Raw genomic sequence first — 14,065 nt, forward strand, 5'->3', positions numbered from 1 at the left:
TTGAGGGGCTTTCAGCCGTCTTGCTCCATCTTTGAGGACGTGGCAGCGGGCTATGCGTCCCTTCGCCGGATCGCCCACCAGCCTGCGGGTAGTGCCGCCGATGCCCACGTCGCTGCCACCGTGAGTCCGCTCCACACGGTCCAAAACTGCCTTCTGGGCTCTGGTGGAGCACCAACTGTCCTGCCCTGTCGGGCAGATACTGTGCCGCGCCGCCGGCGACGTCTCCATGGCGTCGGAGGTGAGGTCGAGGCAGGCCTGTTCCAACGTGGCCTGTTCATCGATGAGTTCGAGGACGGAAATGCCTTCGGCGGCGGCTGTCGCACCGATCTCCCCGGCCTTCGCGCGGTCGCGCCCGGTGCCAGGCCTCCCCCCGCTCGGGGGAGCCGCCGGGTCCGCTCGGGGGAGCCGCCGGGTCCGTGCGGGCTGACACGATGGCAGCATGTTCCGCCTTCTCCGACCGCTCGCCGTACCTGTCACCTACACCCGGTGGCTGCATCTCCTCATCCCGGGTGCGGTCTACAGCGTGTGGCTGTACATCTCCCCGGACACTCCGTGGGCGCCCATGGTCTTCGCTGTCCCAGTGGGGTTGTTGCCCGCCATGCGGCTGGCCGAAGGTGTTCAGGCACAGCTCCTGCTCACGCCTGCCGAGCGGGGCCGCCCCCACGCGGCGATCTCCACAAGCGCTGCGGCCACTTGGACGGATCGCTGGCGAACCGTGTTGTGGCTGGAAATACGACTGCTGCTCTGCGTCGCCGTGGGGTTCGCAACAGTGCGGCTGCCGACGACCGCGGTTGATCTCGTCCTCACCGCGGCGGGCGACGGCCCGAGCGGCGAATGGCTGGTCCGCGCAGTGGCGCCGCGCTGGTGGTACGCCCTGCTGGCACCTCTGCCCATCCTCGTACTGCTTGCCGTGGTTGCGGCGAGCGGAGAGCTGATCACTGCGACCGCGCGTCGGCTCCTCAGTCCCTCACCGGCGCAGCGGTTGACGGCTCTGGAGGAGCGCACCGAGCAGTTGCTGGAGCGCAATCGCATCGCACGGGAGCTGCATGACTCGATCGGGCACGCGTTGACGGTCGCGATCGTGCAGGCGGGTGCGGCCCGGGCGGCTGACGACCCGGAGTTCACCGAGCGTGCACTGGCCGCGATCGAGGAGACCGGCAGGGACGCGGTCGACGATCTGGAGCGGGTTCTGCGGGTGCTGCGCGAATCGGGAACACCGGTGGGGCAGCGGCCCACGCTCGCGGAGGTGGACCGGCTCCTGGACTCCGCGCGTGGTTCGGGGGCCGAGATCGATGTGGACGTCTCCGGTCCGCTGGAGCAGGTTCCGGGGACGGTCTCCCGCGAGGGGTACCGCATCCTTCAGGAGTCTCTCACCAATGTGCTCCGTCACTCCGGGGCGGTGCCCGTCCGGGTGCGCATCAGCGTCACGAACGGCCGGCTGGAGATGGAGGTGACCAATCCGCTCACTGATTCCATGGGCACGCCGGGCGGTGGGAGCGGGCTGCGGGGCATCCGCGAGCGGGCCGCGCTGCTGGGCGGAAAGGCCAAGACAGGTCCGTACGACGGCGAATGGAGGGTGCACGCAAGTCTTCCGTTGAACGGCCTAGGCTGACCTGATGCCGGTTACCGTTCTTCTGGTCGATGACGAACCCCTCGTCCGCGCGGGGCTGCGTGCGGTTCTTGAGGCTCAGCCCGATATCGAGGTGGTGGGCGAGGCTGGTGACGGCGCCGCAGTGATCCCGTTGCTGCATCAGCTGCGTCCCGATGTGGTGGCCATGGACGTCAGGATGCCGCTGATGGATGGCATCGAGACAACGCGGGTGGTGCTGCGGACCGTGCCGGAACCACCGAAGATCCTGGTGGTCACCACATTCGAGAACGACGAGTACGTGTACGAGGCGCTGCGCGCCGGAGCGGACGGTTTTCTCCTCAAGCGTGCCCGGCCCGCCGAGATCGTGCATGCGGTGCGCCTGGTCGCAGAGGGCGAGTCGTTGCTGTTCCCGGCGGCGGTCCGGCATCTGGCCGCCGCGTACGGCACGAGCAAGGCGCGGGCGGCCATGGACCGGGCGTCGCTGACCGGCCGTGAGGCTGCGGTCCTCCGGCTGATGGCCCGTGGCCTGTCGAACGCGGAGATCGCCGCAAAGCTCGTGGTCGGTGTCGAGACGGTGAAGACCCATGTCAGCGCCGTACTGGCCAAGTTGGGTGCGAGGGACCGTACCCAAGCGGTGATCGCAGCGTACGAGTCCGGGTTCGTCGCTCCGAGCTGAGGGCCGTCGGCGCCGGATACCCGTTCCGGCCCGCAGTCGCCCTGCACCCGGGCAGCGAGTACCATCCGCCTGACATGCGCACGAGCTGGGAGGACACACCGTGGGCCGGCTGACCGGTGGGGATCCGTCACTGCTGCGACGGATCAATTCCGCGGTGGTGCTGCATGCCCTCCGGGGCGCCGACTCCCCCACCCTCACGGACCTGACCCGGGTCACAGGTCTGTCCCGGCCGACGGTCGAGGGCGTCATGGAGGGGCTCTTCGAGGCCGGACTGGTCGTGGAGTCGTTGCCCGACGGGGGTGAGACCCGACGCCAGGGGCGGCCGGCCCGCCGGTTCCGGTTCCGCGCCGAGGCCGGGCATCTGCTCGGTATCGAGATCGGCCCGCATCGGATCTCCGCACTGCTGTCGGGGCTGGACGGCCGGATCATCGGGGCGGGCTCACGCGAGGTGTCGGAAACGGCCTGCGCCGACGACCGGCTCGACAAGGCCAGGGTCGTGGTCGCCGATGTCCTGCGGCGGACGGGCGTGGCCCGGAGCAGTCTGCGTGCGGTCGGGGTCGGCAGCCCGGGCATCGTGGAGGCCGACGGCACCGTACGGCTGGGCACCGCACTGCCGGACTGGACCGGCCTGGCGCTGGGTGAGCGGCTGAGACGCTCCTTCCGCTGCCCCGTCCTCGTGGAGAACGACGCCAATGCCGCGGCGGTCGCGGAGCACTGGAAGGGTGCAGCCACCGAGTCCGACGACATCGTGTTCGTCCTGGCAGGGCTGAGCCCGGGCGCCGGTTCGCTGATCGGCGGGCGGCTGCACCGCGGTTTCGGTGGTGCGGCGGGTGAGATCGGCGCGCTGCATCTCCTCGGCCGCGAGGCGACGCCGGAGAAGCTTCTGTCGACGACGGACACGCCATTGGACCCGTTGGACGAGCCTGCGGTCGCCGCCGTGTTCGCAAAGGCACGGCATGGCGATGTCCGGGCGCAGGCGGCGGTCGAGCGGTTCATTCAGCGCCTGGTGCATGATGTCGCGGCGCTGGTGCTGGCGCTGGACCCCGAGCTTGTGGTGATCGGCGGCTGGGCCGCGGGGCTGGACGGTGTGCTGGATCCGCTCCGCCGTGAGCTGGCCCGCTACTGCCTTCGGCCGCCGCGGGTCACACTGTCGCTGCTCGGCGAGGCGGCGGTGGCCACGGGGGCTCTGCGGTTGGCTCTCGACCATGTCGAGGAGCAGCTCTTCGCGGTGGAAAAAACGGTGACGGCCCGCCGCTGAGTGCGACGGGCCGTACGCAGACATGGCAGACCGGCGGAGCCGGTCGTGCTCAGGAGGCCTGGCGCTCCTGGCCGTGATGGCTGATCTCCAAGTCGCCCGAGTCACCGAAGGTGAGCCGGCAGGTGTCGGCCCGGTAGGTGGCGACGGAGAGCGCCGCGGTGCCGCCCGCCACGAGATAGCGGGTGGTGACGACGAGAACAGGGGCGCCGGGAAGCCGGTCGAGCTCCTTGGCGTCGTCCACGCGCGCCGAACCGAGCTCCACCGAACGGTCCTGGCCGTCGAGGCCGAGGCGGTGCAGTTCGCGCAGGACGCCGCGGGCCCGGGCGGGGCCGGAAGGGGCGTCGATCGCGGAGAGTTCGGGCACGGACGACGACGGGACGTACAGCAGTTCCGCCGCGACCGCCTGTCCGTGGGTGACCCGGATCCGGCGGACGATGTGCACCGGCTCGTCGCCGTCCACGTCGAGCATGGCCACCACAGATGCCGGTGCGACCGCCGTCGTGCAGTCCACGGGCTGCCACGCCTCGACGGCGCCGCCGTCGGACCAGTCCCGCTGTGCCGTGGAGACGGCAACCCCGACCCGCGGCGGGGCGACGGTGGTTCCGACGCCGCGGCGGCGCTGCAGCCTGCCTTCGAGTTCGAGCTGTTCCAGAGCCTGCCGGAGCGTGGCTCGGGCGACTCCGAACCGGGCGGCGAGCTCGCGCTCGTTGGGGAGGATCTCACCCACCGCAAAGTCCGAGTCGAGTGCCTCACTGAGCACGGTCTTGAGGTGCCAGTACTTCGGCTCCTGCACCGTTTCCAGCTGCGTGGTCCCCACCCTGTCCTCCGCAATCGCCCAGCGGCTTTTCCGCGACGTTATTTATTAAAGGTTCCTGTCTTAACGTTGAGACCATAGGGCGGGACACACCCTTGGTCAAGACCAATCCTCCTTCGGTCACGCAGCGAAACGACCCTCTGCCGCAGAGCGTTCACAAGACGTTCGTGGTGCCGTGAGCCGACCGCAGCACTAGCCAGAGGCCGCCTCCGACAGCCACGTATGCCCGAACGCCTGCCCGCCGAGGGGCACCTGCCGCCGATCGGCGGGCAACATACCTGGTCACAGCGGTGCAGGCGCTCCTGGAACCACCACGCCGCGCTCGGTTCCGGCCGGTGAACTTCCGTAGCCGATTGCGTGGTTTCCCGGATGTCCTCGTCGCCCGGTGTCTGTGAATGTGGGTGCCTCAGGGGCGAACGGCGCAGCGGGAGGGACGGGTCATGGAGAGCACCACACCACAGGAATCGGGTGCGGCGCGGGGTGCCTCCGGCGCGGTGAGGCCGGTCCTGCCGCCGCGTGGTCACGAGGTCATCGGCGCGCGGGCCGCGGAGGAACGCTTCGGCCTGTCTGCCGACATCGGCAAGCCGGGCCACGATCACGCGTCGACGATCCGTCTGTACGGCGCCGGCCTGCACATCCGGGGTGACCTGGTCGCCCGGCACGGGGCCAGGCGCTGCGCGGACAACATCGTCGTGGATGGCGACCTGGTCATCGACGGTGCCCTCGACTGGTGGGAGGATCCGGACGGACCGCAAAGGTTCCTGTTGGTGACCGGGGATCTGAAGGCACGCTCGGTCCACCTCGGGGAATGCGTCGACCTCGTCGTGCGGGGGGATGTGGAGGTGAGCGGCGGAGTCTTCGCCTGGAGCCTCGGCGAGGGGCCGCTGGACGGCGATACGACGCTGACGGCCCGGAACGTGCGTGCCCGCTGCGTGTCGCTGCACGGGCACGTCGACATGGTGGTGCACGGAGATCTGGTGGCGGCCTGCGGCATCCTGGGCCGCGGCGTGGACGACCGCGGGTCGCTGTCCGTGGCCGGGCGCACCCGGGTCGGGGAACTGGTCACGGCCGACTGGTTCACCGTGACGCCGACGGGGCCGCGGGAGGTCGGCCGCAGCGCGGCGGTCGATCTGCGGGGCCTGCCGGAAGGTCTGCCGGAACTGCGAGAGCTGATCCGGCCCGAGCTGCTCGGCGACGTCGGCGACACCGACGACCCGCTCGGCCGGGAGCTCGGTGACCGCATCGAAGCCGCGCTGGCAGCCGGGATGCCCGTCCTGCGCGACACGCCCGGGCCGCAGCTGGCGGCCTCCGCGGACGAGGTGGCACGGCTGCGGGCCCGGCCCGCGGAGGTCACCGAACTCGACCTTGCGACGCACCAGGCCCTGTGGCAGGACCCGGAACGGGTGCTGGACTTCACCGCACTGCGCAGGCTCCGGCTCGCGGGCAACCGGTGGTCCGGCGCTGACCGGCTGCTGGCACGGCTCGGCGAGTTTCCGCATCTGAAGGAACTCGACATCTCGAACATGGCGCTGGCACAACTGCCCGCGGAAATCTGCCTGCTGCGTGGCCTGCAGGTGCTGAACATCGCCGACAACCCCCTGCGGGCCCTGCCCGACCAACTTGGTGACCTCTCCGAGCTGCGGGTACTGCGTACCTGGAAGCTGTCGTGCCCTCTCCCCGACGCCCTGTCCCGGTTGCCCGCCCTCGAAGAACTCGACCTGTCATGGCTGCACCCGGCACCGGCCGACCGCGTCGAGGACGACCCGGAGCTCGTCCCGTTCCCGCGACTCGCCACCCGGATACCCGGATTGCGCAGTCTCAACCTGTCGGTGGCAGTGCTGGATTCGGTCCCCGACGACCTGCTGCTCGCCACCGCGCTGGAGGAGCTGAACCTCGACAGCGCCCTGGGCCGGGTGGAGCGGCTGCCCGACCTGTCACGGCTGCCACGACTGCGCGTCCTGCGTATGAGCGGCAGCAGCGGCAACGCCGACCACTACCCCGGCCACCGCCTGCTCGACCGCGTGTGGGCGATCACCACGCTCGAAGAGCTGGAAATCAGCCGCTGGGGCGAGCAGACCCGGTACAACGAACGGACCGGACACAGGGAAGGGGTCCGGCCGCCCTTGACCCTGCCGGACGACGCCTTCGCCCGGCTGTCCCGACTGCGGGTACTGGACCTGGGGTTCAACGGCCTGACGACGCTGCCCGAGTCGTTCTACGCGCTCACCGAACTCGAGGACGTCACCATCGACTTCGGCCTTCTGGACCCGCCCGTCCGGCAGCGGCTCGCCGCCCTCGCCCGCAGCGAGCCCGACAACCCCGCCCGCGACTGGATCCGCGCCGTACAGGTCAAGCTGCTCCTCAAGGCGGACCGTACGGACGACGCCTACCAGGCCGCCAACCGGATCCTCGCCCGCCGCCCGGACTTCCGCGGCCTCGCCGACGTCGCCGCCTCAGCCGGCTACCGGACCTGGCGTGGCGACGCCGCCTGACGGCGCGTTGAGGCCGGCCGACGGCTTCCCGCCAGTCCCGTCGGCCCACCACCGGTGCCCGCCGCGTGCGGCACTACCGGAACGAGACCGCAAGAAGACCGCAAGATGAATGGAGCAGAGCGTTGATAGATGTACACGACAGCCTGGCGATCCTCCGCCGCGCCGCCGGGGACGGGACCGTCACGATCTCGGCATCGGAGCCTGCCTCGGCCGAGGCCGTAGCGAACCGGGAAACGGGCCTTGAGCCGCACTTCGGAAGCGTCAGCTGGACGGCGCCGCCCAGTTATCGGGCCTTCCTCGCCGAGCACAACGCCTTGAGCTGTGGACGCGAGACGGACGGCGGATCGGCGGAGTTCACCGTCGTCGATGACAAAGCCATCGCCGAGCTGAACGCGGATCTGGTGCACCTGCCCGAGCATGTGGGCCGCGGGGACGGCCGCTGGCTGTCCACCAACCATTTGGTCGGATTCGCCGTCGACGGGGGCAACGAGGCGGTGTGGTGCTTCGATGTCACCCAGCCGGACGCGGAGGGCGAGTACCCGGTCTACTACCACCACCAGGACGCCCAGGAGGGGCTCGCGCGCTATGTCGATGGCGGCGACTGGGAGTTCGCGGACGAGGCACGGCCGGACTATTCCTCGTTCGCGGCCTGGCTGGGCGCGATGAGTGCCGCGTTCACCGCACGCCGGCCGCCCAGCTGGTTCCAGGATCTGGGCGCGCCGTTTCTGAGGTTCCACAACGCCGCGCGCTGACGGCCCCCTGGGTCAGATCCGGCGCGGCATGGCGTGGGTACAGGATGGAGGCGGTATGGCAGGAGAATCACCGACCGCGGAGTGGCCGTCGGGCGGACCGCTGCTCGACGCATGGCGGATCAGGGCGGCGTACGAGCGGGTGAGACCGGCGCTGATAACGGATCCGCTGTTCGCCGAGGACGCCGCGGACTTCGACGTCAGTGTGGAGGAGCTCGACCGGTGGATGAGCCGCCCGCCCGGCTGCCTGGACGGTGACACGCTGTGGGACTGGCTCGGCGGAGCCGATCAGTACCGGTGGGCGGGCCTGTGGGTGCTGGCCGAAGCCTTCGCCGGTCCCGCATCGCTGCGGCTCGCCGGGCGGGTCGCAACTCCGTAATCACCGAGCCTGTGCCCGTTCCTGCTGCCAGTGTCCCCAACCCCGCCTATCCGCGCGACCACTTGATCTGCTGGGACTTCGGCACCGCCACCACGTAACCGACTTCGAGCTGTTCGAGCAGGCGGCGGAAGTTCCAGTCCTGCCCGTACGCCTCGTCCGCGGCCACCCAGGCGGGCCGGCAGACCCGCGGCCAGGCAGCGGCGCACGATGTCTCCGGCCAGCTCCCCCTTGGTCGCGAAGCCCCGCTCCTCGGGGATCTTCGCCGCCCGGCAGCGGTCACGGTCGGAGGTCCAGGACTTCGGCAGATACAGCTCCCGGTCCACCAGAGCCCGGCCCGAACCGGTGGCATAGGCGGCGAACACACCGATCTGGCAGTTGTCGATCTTTCCCGAGGTGCCGGTGTACTGCAGGCCGACCCCAGCCGAGGTGGTGCCCTCCTTGATGAACCCGGTGTCATCGAGAATCAGCACACCACCCGGACCGAGCTGCTCGGCCACGTAATCACGGACATCGTCACGCAGGGCGTCCGCGTCCCAGACGCTGCTGTTCAACAGCCGCTGGAAACCGTCCGGCGTGCGGCGGCCTGCCCATTCCGCGATCTGCCAGCCGTTCTTGCGTGTCACCCGCTCCAGCAGACCACGGACATAGTCCCGCATCCGCCACCGCAGATCCGCCCGAGTGAACCTACCCGCCACCCGCGCGAACACCGACTCCAACTGCGGCTTGACGTCGAGCTCGCGCGGATTGTTCAGCAATCCCTGCGATCCAGCACTACGGAGCGATTCAGCGGTGCCGCACTTCGGCCATCCGGCGCCCCGGCAGCCTGGCGACGCGACAGCGCAGCACAGAGCTGCCGGGAATTCCGGCTGTCATCTCATCGGTGTCTTCGACGTTGGCGGCGGCCACTGACAATCGGCCCCCGGCCGACGCCCGGCCGCCCCGGTCATGCACGGTCCAGCCATTCCTCCAGCGCGTCCGGGGTGTCGGGGAGCCCGTACTCCGAGGACAGGCGCATGCCCAACTGCCCCGACGCCCAGATCCGGTCACCGGTCAGCAGCGCCCGCAGCATCGCGTGCTGGCAGGGCGTCAGCGTGTCCGGGCTGCCGGGTTCGGCTTCGCCGAGCGCGAGGGCGACCAGATCCGCGGCCTCTGCCCATGGCACCTGGTCCTGGTTCTCGATACCGGCGATGGAACGTCCGGCTGCGTCCAGTGCGGCGTCCCGGGAGGCGGCGGGCAGCTGGTGGAGCGTCGGGACGATCAGCTGTTCCGGGGAGTTGAAGCAGAAGCCGGTCCTGGGCTCCATCTCGTATTCCTCCGGATCGGCACTGATCGCGCCCAGCTCCGCGACCAGTACGTCGATGGCCGTGGCCGGGACATCGGGGGTGGCGATCCTGCTCAGCGCCACCGCCGCCGCCCAGCGGTCGGGGTCGTCCACGTCGGCGAGCATCCGCTCCAGAGGGGCAGTGTCGGACCGGTCCCCGCAGGCGCCCGCCAGCAGCCCGATGGCGATGAGCACAGTCGTGCGGTCACTTCTGGGCAGCGGGCTCCGGACGCTCAGCCGACGCAGCGCGGGCAGGATGTCCGCCGCCCTGCCAGGGAACCAGGCCAGGAGATGGACCGCCTCGCCCGCGATCCCCGGGTCCTGGTGATCCAGCAGCGGCACGATGACCGGCACGCCCGCTGCCACGGCCGCATGGGTGGCGGCCTCGAGTTCCCTGTCCTGCTGCGGCCAGCCGGCGAATCCGGCCTCGTCGTAGCCGTCCGGCAGCAACGCGGCCTCGTCCTCGCCGACGACCAGGTGACGCAGGTAGACCAGGACGCGGGCCGGGTGAGGTGTGGTCCCCTCGGCGAGCATGTGCAACAGGAACGGCACGGCGTGGAGCGTGGCCTCGTAGACGCTTCCCTGGTGGTAGAGGTTGGACCACATACGGTCCCACGCCTGTGTCCGGCGTTCCCGGTCGCCGCGGACCAGAGCGCGCAGCTGCTCCGGGACGTCGGTCGCCGGGCCGTGGGCGTGTCGGAGTTCGGCCCAGGGCACCTGGTCGAGTTCGTCGAGTGGGCGGGTGCCGGGCGACGGTACGGCGCGGTCGGGTCTCACCGGGCGCTCCCCGGGGCCTCGGGTGCGGCGGTGCGCTGGGTCTGCCGCCACGACTGGAATTCGGGCAGCGCCGCGATGTCGGTGAGGTCGCCGAAGGACGGGTCGCGGCTGAGGATCTGGTCGGCCACCCGGTAGGCGTCGTCGGTGCGGCCGAGAGCGAGCAGGACGCGGACCTGGGTGTCGCGGACGAAGTCGTACTCCGGGGCGTCGGCAACCGACAGTGCCTGCTCGACTGCGGCGAGCGCGCGCTCGGGTTCGCCGCTGTGCAGCAGATGCCAGGCGAGGGCGTTGCCGGTGCGGCGTTTGACCTCTTCCTGGAAGGCGCCCTCGTCGGTGAAGTGCCAGATCGTGCCGGGTACCAGGGAGAGTGTCTGCTCGGCGTAACGGATGAGCTTCGCGGTCGGTTCGGGGCGGTCGCCGTCCGGGGCGTTCTCGGCGAGTTGGCCGAGGGCGTCGACCAAGCCGTAGTGGGCGTAGAGCCGGTCGTAGTCGGAGTGGCAGGCGCCCGGGGCGCAGAGCGCGACGGCTTCCTCGAAGGCGGTGACGGCCGCCGCGTGGTCCTGCGCGACCTGCTTCTCGGCGCCCATCCTGACCAGAGCATGCACGGACTGCCAGTTCGGGTCGTGGACGACCTCCTTGGTGCCGGTGTCCCGCAGGTCGAGCCGGGTCCGCGGAAACATCGCGCGCAACCGCTCCAGCGTGGGCCGGTCGAGCTTGGTGTACCGCAGGCCCGCGAAATCGAGCCGGCGCAGTCCGAAGAACGACTCTGGAAGGGTGGTGAGTTCGTTGAACGACAAGTCGATGTGTCGCAGGTTCGACAGGTGGGTGAACGCGTCGTCGGGCAGCGCGCGGAAGGCGGTGCGCGCCTTCCGGCCGTCGAACGTTTCCTTGCCCCAGCGGTCGATCTCCAGGTGTTCGAGGGTGGTGATGTCCCAGATTCCGGAGAGCAGGTCGCGGCTGGGCGGGGGCTGGTTGGAGCCCGGGGTTCTGCCGCTCAGGCGCAGGACGCGCAGCCGGGGCAGCCGGGCCAGGTCGGGCAGCCGCGTCAGCCGGGCGGACAGGGAGTTGCTCAGGTTGAGTTCCTCCAGTTCGGTCAGGTTCAGCAGTTCGTCGGGGACGGAGGCCAGCCAGACGTACGACAGGTCGAGTGTCCTCAGTCCGGTCAGGCGGGTGACGATCGGAGGGAAGTCGACCAGGGTGTCGCAGTGGTAGCGGCCCTGGTGCTGGCGGGACAGGTCCAGTTCGCGCAGCGTGTGCAGCCGGGCGAGCGTGTCGGGGAGCGGGCAGGTCAGCTTTGCGGCGTGCAGCACCTCCAGGCGGTCCAGGTCGCCGAGGGAGTCCGGCAGGGCTGTGAAGGCGTTGTCGGAGATGTCCAGCAGCCGCAGGTTCCGCAGCCGGCCGATGGACTCGGGCAGCCCGGTCAGCTGTGTCCCGGCCAGGCGGAGTTCTTCGAGGGCGGCCAGCTCGCCGATGCGCGGGTCGATTGTCTTGAGCTCGGCGTTGCCCTCCAGGGAGAGGACCCGGAGGTTGGGGAAGGAGAGGAGCTGCTCGGGGAAGTGCCTCAGCTTGCGTTCGGACAGGTCGAGTTCTGTCACCTCCTCCGCACGCACCAGCAGCGCGTCCAGCTCCTCCAGGGCGGCCAGATGGCTCGGCCGGACCCCGGCGCGCAGCACCTGCCGCCCCTCGCGCAGGGCCTCCTTGATCTTCCACGCGTCGGCCGTGCCGTGGTCGTCTAGGAGTTCGGGCAGCAGGACGGTGTCCAGCTCCTCTTCGGTGAAGTCCACCGGGCAGTTGGTGTAGTGGGGGTCGGCGACGAGCAGTGCCTGCGGCTGCTCGGCGAAGGTCATGCCGAAGTACGACCTGCTGATGATGATCCGGGCGCGGGTCCGCCCGCACACCACGAGCACACCGCCGTCTTCCCCGTACGAGCCGCAGATGCCGCCCGCCACCTCCAGGTCACCACGCACCACCACGTTGGGGCAGCCGGACAACAGCACGTTGCGCGCCCGCAGAGCCCCGGTGACCAGGAAGAAGTTGCCGCCGCTGTCGTCCCACCAGGCCAGGTCACCGTCGACGGTCAGATCACCGTCCACGACGGTGTTGTACGGCACCCAGTCGCTGTCGCCCTCCGGCTCCAGGTGACCCGCGACATGCAGACCGCCCTCGTACAAGCGGATCTCCTGCTCGTCGGCGAAGTCCACGTACGGGTAGCCGACATCGGCGGAGACCCGGAACCGCTCCTCCGCCTCCTGGGCGCTGATGAGGCGGTACCCCACCGGTGAGTGCACCGTTGTGAGGGCGGGGGGTACTGACGGGCCGCTCTGGGATTCGTCATCGGCCATCTGTGGTTGCTCCGTGGGGTGAAGTGCCCGGTAAGGCGGATTCGGTGGGGGAAGTGCGAGGCGCGGTCGGCTGGGGCGGGCCGCCAGGCCGACGGGTACATGCGCTCAGTGGGCCTCGGCTTGCGCGTCCGCGCGGAAGACCGGCAGACCCTCGCGGAGCCGGGCGAACAGCAGACCCCGGTCCATCATTTCCTTGCCCTCGTCCTCGTCCTCGTCCTCGTCAGCGGCGAAGACCTCGTCCACCAGCAGCTCGCGCAACTGCTCCTGGACGCCTTCGCCGTGCCCCTGCTGGAAGTCGTCCAGGTCGAAGTGGAGATCCGCTTCCACCGAGGCGATCGTCGCGTGCTCGTCCTCGATGACCAGGCGGGCGCGGATGGTGCCCGCCTGGAGCGTGTTGTCGTTGTAGTAGCCGTAGACGACATCGGCCTCGATGTCTCCGTCGACGGACATCTCGCCGTCGGTGAACACCCCTCGGGCCGTCACCCCGCCGCGGATGGCCACCACCGAATCCGGGCCGCAGTCCGCCAGCACGCCTTCCACCGCCAGGGAGCCGGTGACCACGAAGGGGGCCACCACATCCAGGTCGCCCTTCACCACCAGGTCGCCGTGATGAAAGAACGGCGTGTCCACCGACTGGTCGCCGACCAGGGTGCACGTCGCACCCGTTCCGCCGAGCGCCCTGGCGCACAACTCGGGAAGATGCGGCAGATGGTCGGGATTGCAGCCGTTGCCCAGTTCGGCCACGAAGTCCTGGTAGCTGTCGAAGTCCGGCTCCACCCGCCTGGTGAGCCAGCCGCTGTCGTCCGGGATCCCGGCGGCCTCACACACCTCGGACAGCTCGGCCCGCATCACCCCCGCCGCTTGCCGCAGCGCCTCCATGTCGATGGGCAGCGGCCCGCCCTCCACCACGGGATACCGCACATGCGCCGGGGCACCCGCAGCCTCCAACAGAGCCACGATCTCCGACCGTGCCTGCCGCTGCTCCATGCTGTACTCCGGCAGACGCAACGCGATCCCCAGCGGAGTCCGGCCGAGGCCGTCGACCGCGGCGTTGTCGGCGCCGTGCTCCAGCAGCAGCTTCACCAGCCCCGGTCGCGCCGAACGGACGGTCGCGTGCAGCGGAGTGTGTCCGCGATCGTCGACCGCGTCGGTCGGTGCGCCGTGGTCGAGCAGGAAGGCGTAGAGCGGCACGGCTGCGCAGCTGTTGTGGGCGAGGGACCCGCCGGTGGTGAATCTGCTCGGGCCGTCCAGCCGGGCGCCGTGCTCGACGAGCAGGGCCAGCACCTCCACGGAACGCCGCACCACGGCCACCGGATCGGAGTCGTTCAAGGCCACGGCCCACACGGCGGGGGTGACACCGTTCTTGTCGACGGCGTGCACATCCGCGCCGCACTCCAGCAGCGCCCGTATCACCTCAAGGGAAGGCAGCGGGTCGTCGGCGCTGTAGGGGGCCTTCACCGCCCGGTGCAGCGGGGTGGCGCCCTGCTCGTCGTGCGCCGAGACATCCGCCCCGTCGGCGATCAGTGATCGAACCAGTGCGGCACCCTCGGTGGGGTCACCGCCACGATCAGGCTCGACAGCAGCAAAAAGGGATTCGCTCATGACTTTGCTCATGGTGAGGACTCCTGGACAGCGCACTGACAACGGACCCCGGCAGGCCGGACGC

10 protein-coding genes and 2 pseudogenes are annotated in these 14,065 nt (G+C 70.1%); 6 read left to right on the forward strand and 6 right to left on the reverse strand.

The window, feature by feature from the left end; all coding sequences use genetic code 11:
* Nucleotides 1-50 precede the first annotated feature (50 nt).
* A pseudogene (locus IEZ15_RS45245) lies at nt 51-226 on the reverse strand (ABC transporter permease); the annotation flags it as partial.
* 213 nt (nt 227-439) lie between these two features.
* Between IEZ15_RS45245 and IEZ15_RS31175 the strand changes: the two are divergent.
* From IEZ15_RS31175 to IEZ15_RS31185, 3 genes are all read left to right on the forward strand, one after another.
* Nucleotides 440-1,612 carry a sensor histidine kinase gene (locus IEZ15_RS31175; RefSeq protein WP_189280358.1) on the forward strand — a complete coding sequence of 391 codons (1,173 nt, stop codon included), beginning with the start codon at nt 440-442 and terminating at the stop codon, nt 1,610-1,612.
* Between the two features lie 4 nt (nt 1,613-1,616).
* The gene (locus tag IEZ15_RS31180) at nt 1,617-2,267 is read left to right on the forward strand and encodes a response regulator (RefSeq protein WP_114243320.1); all 651 of its coding nucleotides are present in this window, start codon (nt 1,617-1,619) and stop codon (nt 2,265-2,267) included.
* Nucleotides 2,268-2,367: 100 nt separating this feature from the next.
* Entirely contained in the window at nt 2,368-3,525 is a 1,158-nt protein-coding gene (locus IEZ15_RS31185; RefSeq protein WP_189280359.1) for an ROK family protein, read from the forward strand.
* Between the two features lie 49 nt (nt 3,526-3,574).
* Here the strand turns inward: IEZ15_RS31185 and IEZ15_RS31190 are convergent, their stop codons facing one another.
* Nucleotides 3,575-4,342 carry a GntR family transcriptional regulator gene (locus tag IEZ15_RS31190; protein WP_189280360.1) on the reverse strand — a complete coding sequence of 256 codons (768 nt, stop codon included), beginning with the start codon at nt 4,340-4,342 and terminating at the stop codon, nt 3,575-3,577.
* A 437-nt stretch (nt 4,343-4,779) separates the two neighbouring features.
* Between IEZ15_RS31190 and IEZ15_RS31195 the strand changes: the two genes are divergently transcribed.
* The 3 genes from IEZ15_RS31195 to IEZ15_RS31205 all read left to right on the forward strand — a co-directional run bounded on the left by IEZ15_RS31195 (nt 4,780) and on the right by IEZ15_RS31205 (nt 7,959).
* On the forward strand, nt 4,780-6,831 hold the full coding sequence (locus tag IEZ15_RS31195) for a leucine-rich repeat domain-containing protein (protein ID WP_189280361.1): 2,052 nt from the start codon (nt 4,780-4,782) through the stop codon (nt 6,829-6,831).
* Nucleotides 6,832-6,953: 122 nt separating this feature from the next.
* The gene (locus IEZ15_RS31200) at nt 6,954-7,583 is read left to right on the forward strand and encodes an SMI1/KNR4 family protein (protein ID WP_189280362.1); all 630 of its coding nucleotides are present in this window, start codon (nt 6,954-6,956) and stop codon (nt 7,581-7,583) included.
* Between the two features lie 55 nt (nt 7,584-7,638).
* Nucleotides 7,639-7,959 (forward strand): hypothetical protein, encoded by a 321-nt coding sequence (locus IEZ15_RS31205; RefSeq protein WP_189280363.1) that lies wholly within the window; start codon nt 7,639-7,641, stop codon nt 7,957-7,959.
* 64 nt (nt 7,960-8,023) lie between these two features.
* Here the strand turns inward: IEZ15_RS31205 and IEZ15_RS31210 are convergent.
* The 4 genes and pseudogenes from IEZ15_RS31210 to IEZ15_RS31225 all read right to left on the reverse strand — a co-directional run.
* Nucleotides 8,024-8,675, reverse strand: a pseudogene (locus IEZ15_RS31210) (IS701 family transposase); the annotation flags it as partial.
* Nucleotides 8,676-8,902: 227 nt separating this feature from the next.
* Entirely contained in the window at nt 8,903-10,057 is a 1,155-nt protein-coding gene (locus IEZ15_RS31215; protein WP_189280364.1) for a HEAT repeat domain-containing protein, read from the reverse strand.
* Nucleotides 10,054-12,333, reverse strand: a complete 2,280-nt coding sequence (locus IEZ15_RS31220) for a leucine-rich repeat domain-containing protein (RefSeq protein ID WP_189280365.1) — start codon at nt 12,331-12,333, stop codon at nt 10,054-10,056. Before IEZ15_RS31220 ends, IEZ15_RS31215 begins: the two co-directional genes overlap by 4 nt.
* Nucleotides 12,334-12,504: 171 nt before the next feature.
* Complete coding sequence (locus IEZ15_RS31225; protein WP_189280366.1) at nt 12,505-14,001, reverse strand: ankyrin repeat domain-containing protein; 1,497 nt, start codon at nt 13,999-14,001, stop codon at nt 12,505-12,507.
* Nucleotides 14,002-14,065 lie beyond the last annotated feature (64 nt).

Origin of the sequence: Streptomyces atratus, from assembly GCF_014648655.1 — a bacterium.
Classification (GTDB): domain Bacteria; phylum Actinomycetota; class Actinomycetes; order Streptomycetales; family Streptomycetaceae; genus Streptomyces; species Streptomyces atratus.

Bases quoted from the DNA above. Each gene is read 5' to 3' on its own strand.
- IEZ15_RS31195 (WP_189280361.1), top strand. From the start codon at position 4,780: ATGGAGAGCACCACACCACAGGAATCGGGTGCGGCGCGGGGTGCCTCC.
- IEZ15_RS31205 (WP_189280363.1), top strand. From the start codon at position 7,639: ATGGCAGGAGAATCACCGACCGCGGAGTGGCCGTCGGGCGGACCGCTG.
- IEZ15_RS31175 (WP_189280358.1), top strand. From the start codon at position 440: ATGTTCCGCCTTCTCCGACCGCTCGCCGTACCTGTCACCTACACCCGG.
- IEZ15_RS31180 (WP_114243320.1), top strand. From the start codon at position 1,617: ATGCCGGTTACCGTTCTTCTGGTCGATGACGAACCCCTCGTCCGCGCG.
- IEZ15_RS31225 (WP_189280366.1), bottom strand. From the start codon at position 14,001: ATGAGCGAATCCCTTTTTGCTGCTGTCGAGCCTGATCGTGGCGGTGAC.